This is a genomic window from Prosthecobacter sp. GW821-HT29F12 (assembly GCF_058803405.1).
Map to the genome: position 1 here is coordinate 2,837,084 of NZ_CM179517.1, position 17,768 is coordinate 2,854,851.

A 17,768-nucleotide genomic window follows, 5' to 3' on the forward strand; every position below is an offset into this window, starting at 1 on the left:
GCAAAAAAAAGGCATAACATCAGCCTTTGACGCCGAGAATGATCTTGGCCCCGGACTCGAATTCATCCAGGCGGCCGAGGTCATTCCACATGCGGGCGTGCAGCAGCAGCCCCTCGCTGTAGGCAAACACGATCCGTGCCAAAGCCATCGCATCATGCGTAACAATGCTGCCCTGCGCCTGCGCGTCACGGATGGCGCTCTCGTAGTAGCGGATGAACTGGCTCAGTATTTCCTGCAGTTTGTCACGCAACTTCTCGTCCACAGTGCTGACCTCCGCCCCCAAGGAATGGATGGGGCAGCCCAGCACGCGGCCATGCTTTTCAAACAACTCCTCCTGCTCCTGGCGGAAATTGCGGAAGCAGTGCATGATGCGCTCCACCGGCGGCACCACGGGGGAAAAGATCTGGTCCAGCTCCTTGCGGTGCTCGGTCCAGCCGTGGTCGATCGCGGCCAGGGCCAGCTCAGTTTTGGACTCAAAGAAGTGGTAAAAGCTGCCCTTCTTCACCCCTGCCCTTTCGCAAATGTGATCCACCGAAGTGCTGCCATAGCTGCCCGCCCAGATCAGTTCGATCATCGCATCAATCAGGCGGTCTTTGGCGGTGGAGGTACGTCCCATGGCAATTTTGAGTAAGGTGGCGAGGCTTAAAACAGACTAGACGGTCAGTCAACAATTTTTCCACCTCCCTGATTGCCGCCACTGCCTTCACCTTCCATAGTGTGCCATTCCTTCACTCATGAACGACCAAGCCACAGTTCTGATCGTCGATGACGAAAAGCATACCCGCGATGGCCTGCGCCTCTCGCTGGAGGATGACTTCGACTGCTACGTGGCCTCAAACGCCGCCGAGGCGATGGAATACCTCCGCAATGACCACATCGACGTCATGCTCACCGACCTCCGCCTCGGCGAGGACGACGGCATGAAGCTTCTGGATGCCGCCCTGGCCCTGCCCAAGCCGCCGGTCTGCATCATGATGACCGCCTATGGCAGCGTGGACACCGCCGTGGAGGCCATGCGCCGGGGCGCCTACCATTTCGTCACCAAGCCGCTGAACCTCGATGAGGTGGAGATCCTCATCAAGCGCGCCCTCCACAGCCGCTCGCTGGAGCATGAAAACGTCGCGCTGAAGCAGCAGGTGGAGCGCAAGTTCTCCATCGAAGGCATCCTCGGCCAGGCGGAGGTGATGAAGCCCATCATCGACACCATCCAGCAGGTGGCCCCTTCCCGCGCCACGGTCTTGATCGAAGGTGAGAGCGGCACCGGCAAGGAACTTGTCGCCCGTGCCATTCACAATCTCAGCGGCCGCCCCAAGGCGAACATCGTCTCCGTGCACTGCGCGGCGCTGTCCCCGCAGATCCTCGAAAGCGAACTCTTCGGCCATGAGAAGGGCGCCTTCACCGGTGCCCAGGAGCGCCGCATCGGCCGCTTTGAGCAGGCCAATGGCGGCACGCTCTTTCTGGATGAAATCGGCGAGATCGACGCCAGCACCCAGGTGAAGCTCCTGCGCGCCCTCGGCGAGCAGACCATCGAGCGCGTCGGCAGCAGCAAACCCATCTCCATTGATGTACGTGTCATTGCCGCCACGAACCGCGACCTCGCCAAGATGGTGGAGGAAGGCAAATTCCGTGAGGATCTCTACTGGCGCCTGCGCGTGGTCACCATCCAGCTCCCCCCGCTGCGCGCCCGCAAGAGCGACATCTCCGTGCTGGCGGATCACTTCCTCAAGGAACTCGCCAAGGCCAATGGCAAGACCTACAAGCCGCTCGGCGAAGACGCCCTGCCGGCCATGATGAATTACGACTGGCCCGGCAACATCCGCGAACTCCGCGCCGCCATCGAGCACGGCGTGGTCATGAGCAACAGCAACCGCGTCATGCTCAAGCACCTGCCCTCCTACCTGCTCAATCCGCATGGTCTGGGCATCGGCTTGCGTGCCCCGTCATTGATCGCCGCCAAAGACGCCGCCACCGCACCCGCTGGCGCCAGCACTGATCCCACGGTCAAGCCGAAGAGCGATCTCGACATCACCGAGGCTGAGCACCATCTCATCCTCACTGCCCTTCAGCGCAGCGGCAACAACCGCACCGTGGCCGCCGAGATGCTCGGCATGAGCCGCCGCACCCTGCAGCGCAAGCTCAAGGACCTCAACATGGTCCGTACGCACCGCCGCCGCGTCACCACGCCGGCTCAGACGTCCGACTCGTAAACCGTCGGGTCATGGAGGCCGGCGAGAACAAAGGCCTCGATGCGCTCCACACACGTGCCGCACTTTCCGCAGTGCAAATCTCCGCCCTTGTAGCAGGACCACGTCTTGCCGTAGTCCACACCCAGAGTTTCACCGAGCTTGGCAATGCCCGCTTTGTCGCGATGAATAAAGGGTCGCAGCAGTTCGATCCGCGCATAGGTTCCCTCACGCATCGCCGTGGCCATGCCCTGCATGAAGTCCTCGCGGCAATCAGGATAGATCATGTGATCCCCCGCATGCGCGGCAATAACGAGCGCCTCGGCACCGCAGCTTTCCGCCAGCCCGCAGGCGATGGAAAGCATGATGCCATTGCGAAAGGGCACCACGGTCTTCTTCATGTTCTCGTCCGCATAGTGCCCCTCGGGGATCGATCCGCCAGACTTCAGCAAGTCGGACGCAAAGTGCTGGTTCATGAACCCGAGGTCGATGATGTCGTGCTTTACACCCATCTGGGCACAGTGCCAGGCAGCCAGCGGAATCTCGCGGTGGTTGTGCTTGGCACCGTAGTCAAAACTCACCGCTCCCACGACCTCATTCTCATGACGCGCCCAGTAAAGGGCCGTCACCGAATCCATCCCGCCAGAGAGCAGCACGACCGTTTTCATTCCGGCAGCCTCAGGGTTTCTTCCAGATCCGGATAGCGCGCCTCGCAGGTGAGCTGGATGCCACCCCGCGCGCCAAACTTGCCACGCACCACCACCTGCTTCGGAGCACAGGCTTTGACGATGTCGTCCAGCACGCGGTTCACGATCGCCTCATTGAAGGACGCATGATTGCGGTAGGAGGCCAGATAGAATTTCAGCGACTTCGTCTCCACACAGGTCGCATCCGGGATGTACAAAATCTCCAGATGCGCCGAGTCCGGCTGCCCGGTCACGGGACAAATCGAGCTGAATTCCGGCGCGCTAAGGTGAATGCGGTAGTTCCGTCCCGGCGTGCGATTGGGAAACGTTTCCAGCACAGCCACATCCGGCGAAGCGGGGAGGCGGTTTTCAGAACGTCCGAGCAATGTGAGGTCTTTTTCCTGACTCATGTCCCCGCAGAATGCGGGAGAGCGCGGAGAATGCAATCGCGATGAACATCGGATCAAGATTGGCCGATAGTTTTCCAAATGTGGGAGCGTTTCTAAATTCAGAATGCTCAAAGAAGCCGCCATCCCACTCACTGACGACACGCTTGCCCCTGGCACGGAGCGCACGCTCGCCATCCTCGAACTCCTCGGCCGCCACCGCGCCGGACTCAGTCTCACGGAGATCGCCCGCGAGCTCGATCTGCCAGTTAATTCTGTCTTCCGCATCACCGGCACACTGCACAGCCGCGGCTACCTGCAGCGTCGCGAGGACGACAAGCGCTTCGTTCTCACCAACAAGCTCTTCGACCTCTCCCGTCCCGTGGTGCGCGAGAAAAGCCTCGTCGTCTGCGCCTTGGAATCCCTCAAATGGCTGCGCGATGAAACCGGCGAGACCACTCAAATTCTCGCCAGCGTGAATCACAAGATGACCGTGCTGGAGCAGTGCATCTCCTCGCAGCCGATCAAGGTCAGCAGCACCGTCGGTCTGCAGGTGCCCATGTACTCCTGCGCTCCGGGCAAGGCGGTGCTCGCACACCTTCCACCGGCGGAGCTGGAGAAATTCTTCGCCGCCGTGCAGCTCAAACAGTACACGCCCACCACGCTCGCCACCCCTGAGTCACTCGAAACCGACCTCGCCAAAACACGCAAGCGAGGCTTTGCCACGGACATCGCCGAGGGACTCGAAGGCATCCATTGTGTCGCCGCAGCCATCCTGGACGAGTACCATTACCCAGTTGCCGCCATCACCGTCATGTCCCCTTCCTTCCGCCTGAAACGCGACCAGTTCGACAAGGCCGGCAAGCTCTGCCTCGAAGCCGCAGCCGACATCACCCGGAGGCTCCTGGCATGAACAAGTCTCTCCTCATCTCCGCCGCCGTGCTTCTGGGTGGCAGGCTTCTCGCAGCGCCCACGCCTGCGCAGATCGAATTCTTCGAAGCGAAGATCCGCCCCATCCTCGCGCAGGAGTGCTATGAATGCCACAGCACCGGCACGAAGAAAAAAGGCGGCCTCGTGCTCGACTCCCGCCCCGGCTGGCAGGCCGGTGGTGAATCCGGCGATGTCATCAAGCCCGGCGATCCCGAAGGCTCTCTGCTGGTGCAAACCATCAAGCACCAGCACGAAGAGCTCAAGATGCCGAAGGCTGGGGCCAAGCTCGACGACAAAGTCATCGCCGACTTCGATCAATGGATTCGTGAGGGCGCCGCTGATCCTCGCGACACCGCCCCCTCCAAAGCAGAGATCGCCAAAGAGACTGACTGGAAAAGCATCATCGAACGCCGCAAGCAGTGGTGGGCTTTTGTGCCCGTCTCCAAGCAGCCTGCGAACAAAACCATCGATGACTACATCGACGCCGAACTCACCAAGCAGGGCATTCCCGCAGCGCCGCCTGCAGATGCACAGACGCTGCGCCGCCGCATGAGTTACGTCCTCACCGGCCTTCCTCCTTCAGGTGAGCAAACCATCGATGCCCTGCTTGCGTCCCCGCACTTCGGCGAGCAATGGGCCCGTCACTTCATGGACTGGGTGCGCTACGCTGAAAGCTACGGCTCCGAAGGCGACCCCGCCATCCCCTACGCCTTTCAGTATCGCGACTACCTCATCCGCGCTTTCAATAATGATGTGCCCTATCCGCAACTCCTAAAGGAAGCCATCGCCGGAGATCTTCTTGCGAAGCCACGCATCAAGAACGGCATCAACGAAAGCGCCATCGGCATAGCTCAGCTGCGCATGGTGCTGCACGGCTTCTCACCGGTCGATTCGCTCGATGAAATGGTGACCTTCACGGACAATCAAATCGACACGGTCACCAAAGCCTTCCAGTCCCTCACTGTAAGCTGCGCCCGCTGCCACAATCACAAGTTCGACGCCATCTCTCAGGCCGACTTCTATTCCCTCTACGGCATCTTCACCAGCACCCACCCTGCCGTCATCGACGTCAATGCACCCGGCACAGGCAAAGCGGAGCGTGAAGAACTCGCGAAGCTCAAGCAGCAGATCAAAGACGCCGTGGCAGCGCACTGGCTGAAGGTGGCGCCGAAGACTGTATCCTACGACACCTCCGACTCCGCGCATCCCGGCCTCGACAAATACCAGTGGTTCACCAACGGCGTCAGCCTCACCAAGGCGGGCGAGTTTTCCGTCGCGCTTGAAGGCACGGGCATTGTCTCGCAGATCTATCCCGGTGGTTATTTCAGCAACCTGCTCACCACCAAGGAGCGCGCCGTCGTGTTTTCCAACCGCTTCAAATGCGAAGGCGGCACGCTGTGGTTCCGCGTCGCTGGCAATGGCGGTGTGAAGGCCAAGTACGTCGTGGAAAACTACCCGCGTACAGGCACGATTCACAAGGCGGTGATTCTGAGCGAGCCCCGCGACGAGAAGCTCGGCTGGCGTTCGCTTGATCTCGAATTCTGGAAGGGCGACGAGATATTCATTCAGATCACCACCGCCGCCGACATGCCGGCCGAATACAACAAGGACGCGCGCTCATGGTTTGGCCTCACCGATGTCGTCATCACGAAGGACAAAAATCCTCCCACAGCCGAAGTGCGCACGCAGCTCTCCGCCGGTGAAGTCATCCAGGCATGGCAGAAAAATACGCTCAGCAACAGCCAGGCCGAGGCGCTCAACCGTCTTGTTCAGGCAGGCCTGCTGCCGAACCAGCTGAAGGACATTCCTGAAGCCGCCAAGCTGGTGACCCGCTACCGCGAAGTCGAAGCCAAACTGCCCATGCCAACACGCGTGCCCGGCGTCATCGAAGCCGATGCCAAGGACGCTCCGCTCTTTGTCCGTGGCGATCACAAACAACCCGCAGAAGTCATTCCGCGCCGTTTCCTCGACGCCCTCGATCCCACGCCCTTCAACACCAAGGGCAGCGGTCGCCTACAACTCGCCGAGCACATGGCGGACATGAAGAACAACCCGCTCACCGCGCGCGTCATCGTCAACCGGCTCTGGCATCACGTCTTCGGTCGCGGCATCGTCGCCAGTGTCGATAACTTCGGCAAGCTCGGCGACCTGCCCACGCATCCCGAGTTGCTCGACTTCCTCGCCCAGCGTTTCATCGACAGCGGCGGCTCCATCAAAGCCATGCTGAAACTCATAGTGAGTTCCAAGGCCTTCCAGCGCAGCGCGCAGGCTTCAGACATCGCCTTGCAGAAAGCCCCCGAGAACAAGCTGCTCAGCCACTGGAGCATCCACCGTCTCGAAGCCGAGGCCATTCGCGATTCCATCCTCACTCTGACCGGCAAGCTCGAACCCGAACTCTACGGCGAATCGACCGCCAACAACACGCCGCGCCGCAGCATCTACGTCAAAGTCATCCGCAACTCCCTCGACCCCTTCCTGACCACCTTCGATTCGCCCGTGCCCTTCAGCACCCGTGGCAAGCGCGACACCACCAACGTCCCCGCGCAGTCACTCACCCTGCTCAATGACAACAACGTCATCCGTTGGTCCCGTGAATGGGCGCTGCGCTCCAGCAAGGTCGATGCCGAACAGCGCGTGAAACAGATGTTCCATGAAGCCTTCGCCCGTGAAGCCACGGCGGATGAAGTCAAGCAGAGCCTCGCCTACCTCACGTCCTTGCAGCAGGAAAACAACGCACGCTCCCAGGAGCTTGCCGTTCAAGAGCAGGAGCTCGCCACCTTGAACCGGCAGATCACGGCCATCCTTGATCCCGCACGCATCAAGCTGCAAGCCGAGCGCAAACTCCCCGCCGCCCCACTCAACACACCCGAGCCTCTCGCCGAGTGGACTTTTGACAAAGATGCCAAAGACACCAAGGGCCGCATGAATCTCGAACTCGTCGGTACCGCCCACATCGAAAAAGGCGCGCTCGTTCTCGATGGCAAGTCGATGGCCAAATCCGGCTCTCTGCCGAAAAAGCTCACCACCAAGACCCTCGAAGCCTGGGTCATGCTGGACAACCTCGCCCAGCGCGGCGGCGGTGTCGTCACCCTGCAGCACAAAGACGGCGGACAGTTTGACTCCATCGTCTTTGCCGAAAAGACCCCGCAGCACTGGGTGGCAGGCAGCAATTTCTTTGACCGCAGCGAACTCTTTGAGGGCACCGCTGAAACCGAGGCAACAAGTCGCCCTGTGCATGTCGCCGTCGTGTATCAGCCCGATGGCACCATCAGCGGCTACCGCGATGGCAAACCCTACGGCCGCACCTACCGCAAAGCTCCCGCAGCACTCTTTGAAGCCGAGGCATCCCAGGTACTCCTCGGCTGCCGTCACGGTTCTCCTGCTGGCAACAAAGGCCTCACCGGCCGCATCTTCCGTGCCCGCCTTTATGATCGCGCACTGAGTCCCGAAGAAATCGCCCAAACCGCCCGCATCGAAGCCAGCAACATCACGGAGGCCGACATCATCGCCACACTCACTGCCGAGCAACGCGTTCAACTCTCCAAGCTCAACACCAAGCGCAAGCAGCAGTCCACCCAGCTCGAATCCCTCCGCGCCACCGCCAGCGACGATCCCGAGCTCCAAGCCTGGACCAGCCTCGCGCAGTCACTCATCAATCTGAAGGAGTTCATTTACCTCCAGTAACACATGGGCTTTCTCACGGACCTTCTTTCGCGAACGCTGTTTCGCTCAACCTTCAGGGATATTGATCGCCTGATGGAAGACGCTCGTGCTGGAAAGCCGATTCCGAAGACCACACCCAACCCAAAATCTGGCGTACTAAGCATCGAAGACTCGACGCTCATCTATGCCTCACCAGACTACGGCAACTGGCAGATTCCAATTAGCGAAATTGTGGCTTTTGGTGAATACACCACTGACAATGGACCCTGGATTGATGACTGGTTCATGGTGTTCGTGACCAGAGATTTTAATTGGGTGGAAGCATCCAACTACTGTGCCGGGTGCAACAAAGTGCGTGATTACCTAGCCAAATACTGGGGAGTAGAGTCCTTGTACGGTGATTTGACATTCAGCACTGATTTCGGCAGCCGAGCCATCTGGCCTTCGGAGATCGCTGGCCAACCGCTATTTGACTTCGTCGAACGACCTCAATCCACTTTGGATAAAGTGACATCTTTCGGGATGGGCTTGATAGACAAAGACATCACTTCCGAAGTCCGCCTGCGCCTTCAACCAACCGATACAAAATGAACTCCCCCCTTTCCCGCCGCCAGCTCCTCTCCCGCGCCTCCACCGGCTTCGGCATGGCTGCTCTTGCAGGTCTCATGCAGGAGCAGGCGATCGCAGACATGCCGCTTGTACATCGCGCGAAGAAGTTCGCACCAAAGGCACGCAGCGTGATCTTTCTCTACATGAGCGGCGGCGTGTCGCATGTCGATTCCTTCGATCACAAGCCGATGCTGACAAAGTTCGCCGGCCAGCCAATGCCTGGCGCAGTGAAGAAGACGCAGTTCAACAACAACGGCACCGTGCAGCCCTCGCACTGGGAGTTCAAACGTCGTGGACAGTCGGGCCTGGAAGTGAGCGATCTGTTTCCTCAAGTAGGCGGCGTGGCGGATGAACTCTGCATGATCCGCAGCATGACGGCGAAGTTCAGCGAGCATGCGCAGGGAAACTTCTTCATGCACACCGGCTTTCCCTTCCTCGGGTTCCCCAGCGCGGGTGCATGGACGAGCTACGGCCTCGGCACCGAGTCACGCGATCTTCCCGGCTACATCGTGCTGCAAAGCGGGGGCGCTTCCACTCCGCATGGTGGCGTGGGCTTGTTCAGCAACGGCTTCCTGCCTGCGCAGCATCAGGCCAGCATTGTGAAGGCGGATGAAGCCGAAGCCGTCGTCAACATCCGCCCGCGCCAGTCGCAGGACATGCAGCGCAAGCAGCTCGATTTCATCGGCGCGATGGACCGCCGCTTCGTCAGCACCACGCAGCACGACATGCACGTGGAGGCCGCCATCTCCAACTACGAGATGGCCTGGCGCATGCAGTCTGCTGTGCCCGATCTCTGCGACATCAGCGGCGAAACCGAGGCAACGAAAAAACTCTATGGCCTCGATGACCCCGAACCCAAAAAAGCTGCCTACGCGCGCCAGTGCCTGCTCGCGCGCCGTCTCGTCGAACGCGGCGTACGCTTCATCGAGCTCAGCACCCTCGCTTACAACGTCGGTGGCGGCAACGGCGCCAATCCCTGGGATCACCACAGCGCCATCGTTGAAGGCCATGGCAAGATGGCGAATCAGATCGACCAGCCCATCGCTGCACTCATCAAAGATCTTCGCTCACGCGGTTTGCTCGACAGCACCCTCGTCGTCTGGGGCGGTGAATTTGGCCGCACGCCCTTCGCGCAGGGTTCCAATGGCCGCGACCACAACCCCTACGGCTTCACCGTCTGGATGGCCGGCGGCGGTGTCAAAGGAGGTCATGTGTACGGTGCCACCGACGACTTCGGCTACAACGCCGTCGAGAACATCACCAGCGTCTATGACATGTGGGCCACCGTATTGCATTTGATGGGCATTGATCACGAACAGCTCACCTACCGCTTCAGTGGCCGGGATCTGCGCCTCACCGACGTACACGGAAATGTACTCAAAGACATCATCGCCTGATGAATGCCCCCTTTTCACGCCGCCAGCTTCTTGCCAATGCCTCCACCGGCTTTGGCATGGCCGCCTTGGCAGGCCTGATGCAGGCGGAGTCGCCGGTGAATCGCGCGAAGCGTTTTGCCCCCAAGGCACGCAGCGTGATCTTCTGCTACATGAGCGGTGGCGTGTCGCATCTTGATTCCTTCGATCCGAAGCCACTGCTGGAAAAATACGCAGGGCAGCCCATGCCGGTGGAGGTAAAGAAAACGCAGTTCAACAACAACGGCACCGTGCAGCCCGCCCATTGGGAGTTTCGTCAGCGCGGCCAGAGCGGAATGCCGGTGAGCGAGCTCTTTCCATACATGGCCACAGTCGCCGATGAGCTCTGCGTCATCCGCAGCATGACGGCGAAGTTCAGCGAGCATGCCCAGGGAAATTTCTTCATGCACAGCGGCTTCCCCTTCCTTGGCTATCCGAGCGCAGGCGCATGGGCCAGCTACGGTCTCGGCACCGAGTCGCGAGATCTGCCCGGCTACATCGTGCTGCAAAGCGGTGGTGCCACCGTGCCGCATGGCGGCGTGGGTGTCTTCAGCAACGGCTTCCTCCCTGCGCAACATCAGGCCAGCATCGTTCAGGCGGATGTGGAAGAAGCCGTGCGAAACATCCATTCTCGACAGCCTCGCAACATGCAGCGCAAGCAGCTCGATTTCATTGGCGCGATGGACCAACGCTTCGCCAGCACCTCCCAACATGACGTGCATGTGGACGCGGCCATTGCAAACTACGAGATGGCCTGGCGCATGCAGTCCGCCGTACCGGAACTGTGCGACATCTCCGGCGAGACCGAAGCCACGAAGCAACTCTACGGCATGGACGGGCCCGACTCACCCCGCACCGCCTATGCGCGGCAATGCCTGCTGGCGCGCCGTCTGGTGGAGCGTGGTGTGCGCTTTGTGGAGCTAAGCTGCCTGCCTCAAAAGCTCGGCGGCGGCCAGGCAGCGAATCCATGGGATCAGCACGGAGAAATCAAAAAAGGCCACGGCAACATGGCGCATCAGGTGGACCAGCCCATCGCCGCGCTGGTCAAAGACCTCAAATCACGCGGCCTGCTGGACAGCACCCTCGTCATCTGGGCCGGTGAATTTGGCCGAACGCCCTTCGCGCAAGGCACCGATGGCCGCGATCACAATCCCTACGGCTTCACCCTCTGGATGGCCGGCGGCGGCGTCAAACCCGGCCACATCTACGGTGCCACGGACGACTTCGGCTACCACGCCATCGAAAACGCCTGCACCGTCTACGACATGTGGGCCACCGTGCTGCACCTCATGGGCATCGATCACGAACAACTCACCTACCGCTTCAGCGGCCGCGACCTGCGCCTCACCGATGTGCACGGCAACGTGCTGCGCGATGTGATCGCGTAGTTGGAGTAGGACGGGCGTGGCGAAAGCCCGCCCGTCTGTGAGCGTTCCGCAAACACACCGGCGAATGAGCGTCCTCGAAGTCGGGCGGTTTGGCGAAGTGAGCTGTGGCCGATAATAACCGCAGCGCGCCAAACACACCCCACCTACGAAAAGACTCGCCTACACCTCCAGCTTCCAAGGACCGCGATACTCACGGCCAAGAAGCTTGCTGGCATCCGCATCGCCGATGATCTCTTCCTTCACGGGATCCCATTTGATGGCACGGTTGGTGAGGAAGGAAATGAGCGCAAGGTGGCCCGGGCTCGCGCTGCGGTGCGCGGTTTCCACGGGCGTCACCGTAGGCTGGCGGCTCTTCACGCAGTCGAGGAAATTGCGATGGTGTCCCTTGGTTTCGTAGAGACGTGTCTTGATGATGTCGTCACCCAGCTTCGGTGCCTTCGCCACTTCGATGATCTCGCTCTTCGGATCCTTCTCGTCCTTCCGCTTTTTGACGAGCTGTTTGAGCGCCGGGTTTGAGCAGTCATACGCACCGCCGCGATTCACATAGACCCAGCCGTCTGGTCCGATCCACTTGGTGCCCATCTTGATGTCGTCGTGTCCTCCCGCAATGGTCATCGTGATGTCGCCAGCATACTTGGCTTCGGCGCGGTATTTCGTTGCGGTATTCCAGATGTCGGTGCGCGGCGGCATGTCCACCTGGATGGGGCTTACTTCATTTGGACCGCTGCGGTCCATGTCCATGCCCCAGTGGGCGATGTCACAATGGTGGCCGATCCAGTCGAGCAACTGACCGCCGCCGATGTTGTAATCCCAGCGCCAGTTTTTGTGAATGCGGCACTCGATGTAGTCCTGCATCGTCGCAGGGCCGATCCACATCTCGTAATCGAGTTCGGGTGGCGGAGGCGTGACGCTGCGTTTGTCCTTGGTGCCGGCAAAGTCGTTGTGCCCGCTTGGAAGGCCCACATGCACTTCCTTCAGCTTTCCAATCAGGCCGTTGCGCACGATCTCAGCACCGATGCGGAAATTGTCCTCGCTGCGCTGCCAGGAGCCCGTCTGCCAGATGCGCCCGTGCTTCTGCACCGCCTTCACGATGGCCTGCTGCTCGGCGATGGTGCGCGCCAGCGGCTTCTCACCGTAGATGTCCTTGCCATTCTTTGCCGCTTCAATGGCGGTGAGCGCATGCCAGTTGTCAGGCAGTGCCAGCATCACGGTGTCGATGTCCTTGCGGGCCATGACCTCGCGGTAGTCGTGGTAGGGCTTGCAGTCCTGGTTCTTGTAAGCGCCGTTGATGGTGTCCAGCGCCTTCTGCAGATTGCGTTTGTCGATGTCACACGCGGCCACGATCTGGCAGTCCTGCTCCTGCAGGAATTTGGCAGTGTTGCTCGGGCCCATCATGCCCCAGCCGAAGACAGCCATGGTGATCTTGCTGGAAGGTGCATTCTGTCCAATGACACTGGCCGGAATGATGGTGGGAAAGCCGATGGCAGCGGCAGACTTCGTGAGGAACTGGCGGCGGGAGGAAACAGGTATGCGTTTCATGGGAGTGGATTGGCTGACTACAGAGTTGTAATCGAGACTCCGCCTGCAAGTCCAGCCGCAAATGCGGAGTCGGCGCGAGACAGCTTTGGTACGACAGACACTCTTGTCTGTCGGTCAGCGCTCCCTCTACCCCCTGATGCGCACCTGAGTTCAAAGCGTCCGAGGAATGCGTCAGCCTGCTGGAAAGGCATGACAGATGGCTTGCACGCTATGTTTCCTAGCGAGTGCGCTGGTCGACAGACAAGAGTGTCTGTCGTACTTTAGCAACTCGTCGGCACCCGCTGCGCCAGCTTCACCGTATGCGGAATAGCCCCAAGCACAAAGCTGAGGCAATCGACAGCCCCTTGCGGTTTCCCGGGCAGCGCGATGACGAGGCTGCGATCCACCACCGCCGCGAGGCTGCGGGAGAGGATGGCGTTAGGGGTCAGTTCGAGGGACTTCATGCGCATCAGCTCCCCAAAGCCGGGGATCTCCACGCGCATGATTCCGCGAATGGCCTCGGGGGTGACATCACGTTCGGCGATGCCCGTTCCGCCCGTGGTAAGGATGAGCGCGCAGCCCTGGGCTGAGAAGGAACGAATCGCCTCCTGTATGCGCAGAAGGTCATCCGGGACGATCGCTTCAGCAGCGACCGTCCAGCCGTAACCTTCCGCCGCCTGCCTCAGGGCCGGACCACCAAGATCCTCATAGACACCCTGACTGGCACGGTCAGAGACAGTGATGATACCAACCTGCATGCGGTGCGTGCTGCCAGTGGAATGTGGTAAAGAACCCGGACGACAGGATGATCATTACTGAGCCTGAGGCTTGGTGCCGACCTGTGCCTTGTCTTCAGCCTTGGCCGCCGTGGTGGGCTTGTGATCAAGCTCAAGGAGGTCACGCAGGATGTGGATGGTTTCCAGTTTCACAGGCTCGACGCCGTAGGGGAACTTGGCCTCGTCATTGCCGCTGTCGTCATCCTTGGAGGCTGTGCGCATGCCGGAGTTCATTTCCTTGCTGAAGGCTGACTCGGGCACCAGGTCAGGCTTGTCCACGTTGTCCAGCGTGAGGTGATAAGTCTTGAAGCCGTTGTCTTTGATGCGCTCAGCCACTTCCTTGGTGCGCTTGGCACGCTCATCGGTCTGCTTGTCACGACGTGCCTCGGTGTCGAGACGCTCCTTTTCACGCTCCTGCAGATTCAGAGAAACCGTGTTGCGGTCGATTTTTTCCTTCAAACGCGTGGACTCCTCGACCACGTTTTGGAACTCAGGGCTGGCGGCCACACGGCTCTTCACACGTGCGTTGATCTCTTCGATCGGGAACGGATCCTTGCGGAAGAGGGGGTACTTGCGCGGCGGGATGGTGTCGTAGGGCAGCGGGTTTTCAGCGGAGGATTCGCCGATGTCCAGCACGTCGCGGATCGAAGGCAGAGGGATGTCGGATTCAACACCTTTGAGCTGGGTGGAACCACCGGCGATGCGATAGAACTTCTGGATCGTCACCTTGAGGTCGCCAGCGCCTTTTTTGTCGCTGAAGAAAGGCATGTAACGCTCCACGGGGAGGATGGTCTGCACGGTGCCCTTGCCGAAGGAGGACTTGTCCCCCACGATGAGCGCACGACGGTAGTCCTGCAAAGCCGCCGCCAAAATCTCGGAGGCAGAAGCGCTGGCCTTGTTGATGAGGACGATCATGGGGCCGTCATAGACGGGCTTTTCGTTTTCGCAGTCGCGCCAGGTGATGCTGCCGCGCCAGTCCTTGGCCTGCACTACAGGGCCGGCAGGAATGAAGAGACCGGTGAGCTTGATGGCTTCGTCCAAGGAACCGCCGCCGTTGTCGCGCAGGTCGAGCACAAGGCCGTCGATCTTTTCCTTCATCAGACGGCGCAGCAGGCGCTCCACGTCCACACTGGTGCTGACCGTGTTGTTTTCCATGTCCGCATAGAAATTGGAAAGGTTGATCCAGCCGACCTTGAGGGTCTTGCCGAGATCCGGAGGCGTGACGAGGAGCTCGGCATTGGCGAGTTTCTCCTTCAGCGGCACTTCATCACGCACGATGGCGATGATGCGGTTGCCGGAGGGATCATCAGCGGGGACGATCTTGATGCGGACGGTGGTGTTCTTCTCACCGCGGATCATGTCGACGATCTTCTGCAGTTTGAGGTACTTCACGTCGACGAATTCGTCATCACCCTGGGCGACGGCGATGATGCGGTCGTTCAGCTTGAGCTGGCCCTGCTTGTCAGCCGGACCACCGACGACGATGCCCTGAATCTCTGCGCCGTCATCCTTCTGGCCCAGCAGCGCGCCGATGCCGACGAGCTTGTGCTGCATGTGGATCTTGAAGTTGTCGCTCTCATCCGTGCTCATGTACTCGGTGTGCGGGTCATAGGCGGTGGCCAGGCTGGAGAGGAAGAAGTTCACCACGTCCTTGGTGTCGTTCTCGTCGATGCTCTCAAGTAGACGGGTGTAATCCTTGAGCACGCGCTCCTTGGGAGTCAGGTCCTTGTCATCCTTGTCCTTCTTGGCGGCAACTTTGGGAGCATCTGGAGAAGGCTTCTCAGGAGGGGGCACTTTGCCAGCCTCAGGTGCAGCTTCGGTCTTGGCCTCAGTTGTAGCGGCTTTCTTGGCGGCGGCCTTTTCCGCCTTTTTCTTTTCATCACGCTCACGCGTTTCATCGGCGATGCGCTCGGCCAGCAGGTTGTCCTCGATGATGTCGAGCCACAGCTTGTCCTGGGCGGCCTTGTCCTTCGGCCATGGCGCCTTGTCGCGCTTGATCTCAATGGTCCGCTTCGAGTCAAAGGTGAACTTGTTGGTCTCCAGCGCCTTCTTGAGGAAGTCCACGCGCTCCTTCACGCGCTCCTTGTAGATGTCATAGATCTCGATGGCGGGGCTGATATTGCGCATCAGCACATGGTCATCCAGCGTGGTCTCATACTTGTCCTTGAAGCTCGCCACATCCTGCTCGGTGAAGAAGATGTGCTTGAAGTCGAGCATGTTCAGGTAGTTGTGAAGCATCTCGCCGGACACCTTGTCGTCGAAGTCCTGCTTCGAGTAGTGGTGGTTTTGCAGCATGTAGGCCACATGCATGGCCACCTGGCCAAAATTGGTCTCCGCTTGCGCCGAGGGAATGAGGAGCGCGAGGGCAGTAGCCGCAGCTGCGACGGGGGTGAGTAAAAAGCGAGTCATGGTGGGGGTCGTCCAGATCTATAACGAACCTCGCGGTGCGTTTTGCGTTCAGATTTTGCCTTTTCTGGGTTGAAATGTCCACCTCTTTCCCGTCTTTCGCCATCTCCATGTCTGAAATCATCACCTACACCGGCGGCATCGCCTCCACGAACGGCCATCTGCTCACCCTGCCCGGCGGCACCATTCTTGTGGATGCACCGGATGGAATAGGCGCATGGCTTAAGCAGCAAAAAGTGAAGGTGGATGTCCTCTTCCTCACGCATCAGCACTTCGATCACGTGCTGGATGCCGCCGCTGTGAAGGCGGAGCACGGCTGCAAGGTTTACTCCTTTGCCCCTTATTCGCGCGAACTGACGCTGGAGATTCTCTACGGCGCCGTGACGGGCAGTTCCTTCTCAGTCCCCCCATTTGCGGTGGATGAAGTCCTCGAAGGACAAAGCCAGATCGAAGTCCTCGACGAGACCTGGAATCTCTACCACGTCCCCGGCCATTCTCCGGACAGCCTCTGCTTCCACCTCCCCTCCCAAAACCTGCTTTTCGGTGGTGATGTGCTCTTTCTGGACAGCGTCGGTCGCACCGATTTCCCCAATGGCTCCGGATCTCTTCTGCTCAGCGGCATCATTAAGAAGCTCTTCGTCCTGCCAGATGCCACCCGCGTCTACCCCGGCCATGGCGATGACACCACCATCGGCCGTGAGAAACGCGAAAACCCCTACCTCACCTGATGCCACAATCATTCCATGACCTGACCTTTGACCAGCTCCGTGAGGTGATCGTGGCCGCAGGTCTGCGTCCGGCGCATGCAGGCACGCTTTGGAACACCCTCCACTTCAAGGCGATGGCGAATCCCCTCTCCCGTGAGGATCTCCTCCCGCCCCTGCGCAAATGGCTCACTCAGGTGCTCAACGACGGCTCGTGGACGCTCGACGTGCCCCCCGCCACTTTGGACACTCCCAGCAGCGATGGCTTGACGCACAAATTCCTCCTTCGCATGGCCGATGCGCAGGAGATCGAGACCGTCATCATGGGCTACCCCGGCCGCCACACCGCCTGCGTCAGCACCCAGGCAGGCTGCGCCATGGGCTGCGTCTTCTGCGCCACCGGCCAGATGGGTTTCGTTCGCCATCTGCGCCCCGGCGAGATCGTGGCCCAAGTGCTGCATGCGCAGCGCGCCGTGCGCGCCAAAGGAGAGAAGAAAGGCCTGCGCAACCTCGTCTTCATGGGCATGGGCGAGCCCCTGCACAACTACGATGCCGTGATGACCGCCCTCGACATCATCTGCGACACCCGTGGCCTGAACATCGGCCCCAGCAAGATCAGCGTGTCCACCGTGGGCGTGGTGCCCGGCATCCTGCGCATGGCGGCGGAAAACCGGCCCTACAATCTCGCCGTCAGCCTGCACGCCGCCACCGAGGAGGAGCGTGCCAAGCTGATCCCCGCCAACCAGCGCTGGCCACTGGCAGATCTCATCGCCGCCTGCCGCAGCTACAATGCCCAGACCGGCCGCCGCATCTTCTTCGCCTGGACCTTGATCGAAGGAGTCAACGACACGCCTGAGCACGCACGCCGCATCGCCGAGCTGCTCCACGGCCTGGACGCCCACATCAATCTCATCCCCCTCAATCACACCGACGGCTACGCCGGCAGCGAAAGCAGCGACAGCTCAGCCGACACCTTCCACCGCATTCTTCAGGAAGCCGGATTCCCCTGCACCATCCGCCAGCGTCGTGGCATCGATGTCGCCGCAGGCTGCGGCCAGCTCAAGGCGGAGAAGAACCGGCGTAAGGCAGCAGTTTGAGAATGGGGTG

The 17,768-nt window shown here is 60.3% G+C and carries 14 protein-coding genes; 8 read left to right on the forward strand and 6 right to left on the reverse strand.

Annotated features, from left to right (window positions below; all coding sequences use genetic code 11):
• Nucleotides 1-19: 19 nt before the first annotated feature.
• Entirely contained in the window at nt 20-616 is a 597-nt protein-coding gene (locus tag AC3RLQ_RS11675) for a TetR/AcrR family transcriptional regulator (RefSeq protein WP_493037227.1), read from the reverse strand.
• Nucleotides 617-734: 118 nt separating this feature from the next.
• Between AC3RLQ_RS11675 and AC3RLQ_RS11680 the strand changes: the two genes are divergently transcribed.
• A complete protein-coding gene (locus AC3RLQ_RS11680; protein ID WP_493037229.1) occupies nt 735-2,207 on the forward strand; it encodes a sigma-54-dependent transcriptional regulator in 1,473 nt (490 codons plus the stop codon).
• Here AC3RLQ_RS11680 and queC read toward each other — a convergent pair.
• Together queC and queF are read right to left on the reverse strand one after the other, a co-directional pair.
• Nucleotides 2,189-2,851, reverse strand: coding sequence for a 7-cyano-7-deazaguanine synthase QueC (gene queC, locus AC3RLQ_RS11685; protein ID WP_493037231.1), 663 nt, complete (start codon nt 2,849-2,851; stop codon nt 2,189-2,191). The two genes, AC3RLQ_RS11680 and queC, sit on opposite strands and share 19 nt — an antisense overlap.
• Entirely contained in the window at nt 2,848-3,279 is a 432-nt protein-coding gene (queF, locus tag AC3RLQ_RS11690; protein WP_395733107.1) for a preQ(1) synthase, read from the reverse strand. Before queF ends, queC begins: the two co-directional genes overlap by 4 nt.
• A 103-nt stretch (nt 3,280-3,382) precedes the next feature.
• Between queF and AC3RLQ_RS11695 the strand changes: the two genes are divergently transcribed.
• Genes AC3RLQ_RS11695 through AC3RLQ_RS11715 form a run of 5 tightly spaced genes read left to right on the forward strand, consistent with a single transcriptional unit; the run spans nt 3,383 to nt 11,257 of the window.
• Complete coding sequence (locus AC3RLQ_RS11695) at nt 3,383-4,168, forward strand: IclR family transcriptional regulator (RefSeq protein ID WP_493037233.1); 786 nt, start codon at nt 3,383-3,385, stop codon at nt 4,166-4,168.
• The gene (locus AC3RLQ_RS11700; RefSeq protein ID WP_493037235.1) at nt 4,165-7,869 is read left to right on the forward strand and encodes a DUF1553 domain-containing protein; all 3,705 of its coding nucleotides are present in this window, start codon (nt 4,165-4,167) and stop codon (nt 7,867-7,869) included. Before AC3RLQ_RS11695 ends, AC3RLQ_RS11700 begins: the two co-directional genes overlap by 4 nt.
• Before the next feature lie 3 nt (nt 7,870-7,872).
• The gene (locus AC3RLQ_RS11705; protein WP_422320968.1) at nt 7,873-8,439 is read left to right on the forward strand and encodes a hypothetical protein; all 567 of its coding nucleotides are present in this window, start codon (nt 7,873-7,875) and stop codon (nt 8,437-8,439) included.
• A complete protein-coding gene (locus AC3RLQ_RS11710) occupies nt 8,436-9,854 on the forward strand; it encodes a DUF1501 domain-containing protein (protein ID WP_493037237.1) in 1,419 nt (472 codons plus the stop codon). The genes AC3RLQ_RS11705 and AC3RLQ_RS11710 overlap by 4 nt, the downstream gene beginning before the upstream one ends.
• Complete coding sequence (locus AC3RLQ_RS11715; protein WP_493037239.1) at nt 9,854-11,257, forward strand: DUF1501 domain-containing protein; 1,404 nt, start codon at nt 9,854-9,856, stop codon at nt 11,255-11,257. Before AC3RLQ_RS11710 ends, AC3RLQ_RS11715 begins: the two co-directional genes overlap by 1 nt.
• A gap of 159 nt (nt 11,258-11,416) precedes the next feature.
• Here AC3RLQ_RS11715 and AC3RLQ_RS11720 read toward each other — a convergent pair whose 3' ends face one another.
• From AC3RLQ_RS11720 to AC3RLQ_RS11730, 3 genes are all read right to left on the reverse strand, one after another.
• Entirely contained in the window at nt 11,417-12,796 is a 1,380-nt protein-coding gene (locus AC3RLQ_RS11720; RefSeq protein ID WP_493037241.1) for a Gfo/Idh/MocA family protein, read from the reverse strand.
• A gap of 260 nt (nt 12,797-13,056) precedes the next feature.
• Nucleotides 13,057-13,533, reverse strand: coding sequence for a MogA/MoaB family molybdenum cofactor biosynthesis protein (locus AC3RLQ_RS11725; protein ID WP_493037243.1), 477 nt, complete (start codon nt 13,531-13,533; stop codon nt 13,057-13,059).
• Nucleotides 13,534-13,587: 54 nt separating this feature from the next.
• Nucleotides 13,588-15,960, reverse strand: coding sequence for a carboxy terminal-processing peptidase (locus AC3RLQ_RS11730; protein WP_493037245.1), 2,373 nt, complete (start codon nt 15,958-15,960; stop codon nt 13,588-13,590).
• Nucleotides 15,961-16,067: 107 nt separating this feature from the next.
• Between AC3RLQ_RS11730 and AC3RLQ_RS11735 the strand changes: the two genes are divergently transcribed.
• Together AC3RLQ_RS11735 and rlmN are read left to right on the forward strand one after the other, a co-directional pair.
• Nucleotides 16,068-16,685 carry an MBL fold metallo-hydrolase gene (locus tag AC3RLQ_RS11735; protein WP_493037247.1) on the forward strand — a complete coding sequence of 206 codons (618 nt, stop codon included), beginning with the start codon at nt 16,068-16,070 and terminating at the stop codon, nt 16,683-16,685.
• Nucleotides 16,685-17,758, forward strand: a complete 1,074-nt coding sequence (gene rlmN, locus AC3RLQ_RS11740; RefSeq protein ID WP_493037249.1) for a dual-specificity RNA methyltransferase RlmN — start codon at nt 16,685-16,687, stop codon at nt 17,756-17,758. The genes AC3RLQ_RS11735 and rlmN overlap by 1 nt, the downstream gene beginning before the upstream one ends.
• Nucleotides 17,759-17,768 lie beyond the last annotated feature (10 nt).

What these genes read in the sequence shown, in the direction of transcription:
- AC3RLQ_RS11700 (WP_493037235.1), top strand. Translation starts at nt 4,165, where the DNA reads ATGAACAAGTCTCTCCTCATCTCCGCCGCCGTGCTTCTGGGTGGCAGG.
- AC3RLQ_RS11715 (WP_493037239.1), top strand. Translation starts at nt 9,854, where the DNA reads ATGAATGCCCCCTTTTCACGCCGCCAGCTTCTTGCCAATGCCTCCACC.
- AC3RLQ_RS11675 (WP_493037227.1), bottom strand. Translation starts at nt 616, where the DNA reads ATGGGACGTACCTCCACCGCCAAAGACCGCCTGATTGATGCGATGATC.
- AC3RLQ_RS11730 (WP_493037245.1), bottom strand. Translation starts at nt 15,960, where the DNA reads ATGACTCGCTTTTTACTCACCCCCGTCGCAGCTGCGGCTACTGCCCTC.
- AC3RLQ_RS11720 (WP_493037241.1), bottom strand. Translation starts at nt 12,796, where the DNA reads ATGAAACGCATACCTGTTTCCTCCCGCCGCCAGTTCCTCACGAAGTCT.
- AC3RLQ_RS11680 (WP_493037229.1), top strand. Translation starts at nt 735, where the DNA reads ATGAACGACCAAGCCACAGTTCTGATCGTCGATGACGAAAAGCATACC.
- AC3RLQ_RS11695 (WP_493037233.1), top strand. Translation starts at nt 3,383, where the DNA reads ATGCTCAAAGAAGCCGCCATCCCACTCACTGACGACACGCTTGCCCCT.
- AC3RLQ_RS11725 (WP_493037243.1), bottom strand. Translation starts at nt 13,533, where the DNA reads ATGCAGGTTGGTATCATCACTGTCTCTGACCGTGCCAGTCAGGGTGTC.
- AC3RLQ_RS11710 (WP_493037237.1), top strand. Translation starts at nt 8,436, where the DNA reads ATGAACTCCCCCCTTTCCCGCCGCCAGCTCCTCTCCCGCGCCTCCACC.
- AC3RLQ_RS11705 (WP_422320968.1), top strand. Translation starts at nt 7,873, where the DNA reads ATGGGCTTTCTCACGGACCTTCTTTCGCGAACGCTGTTTCGCTCAACC.
- queF (WP_395733107.1), bottom strand. Translation starts at nt 3,279, where the DNA reads ATGAGTCAGGAAAAAGACCTCACATTGCTCGGACGTTCTGAAAACCGC.
- queC (WP_493037231.1), bottom strand. Translation starts at nt 2,851, where the DNA reads ATGAAAACGGTCGTGCTGCTCTCTGGCGGGATGGATTCGGTGACGGCC.
- rlmN (WP_493037249.1), top strand. Translation starts at nt 16,685, where the DNA reads ATGCCACAATCATTCCATGACCTGACCTTTGACCAGCTCCGTGAGGTG.
- AC3RLQ_RS11735 (WP_493037247.1), top strand. Translation starts at nt 16,068, where the DNA reads ATGTCTGAAATCATCACCTACACCGGCGGCATCGCCTCCACGAACGGC.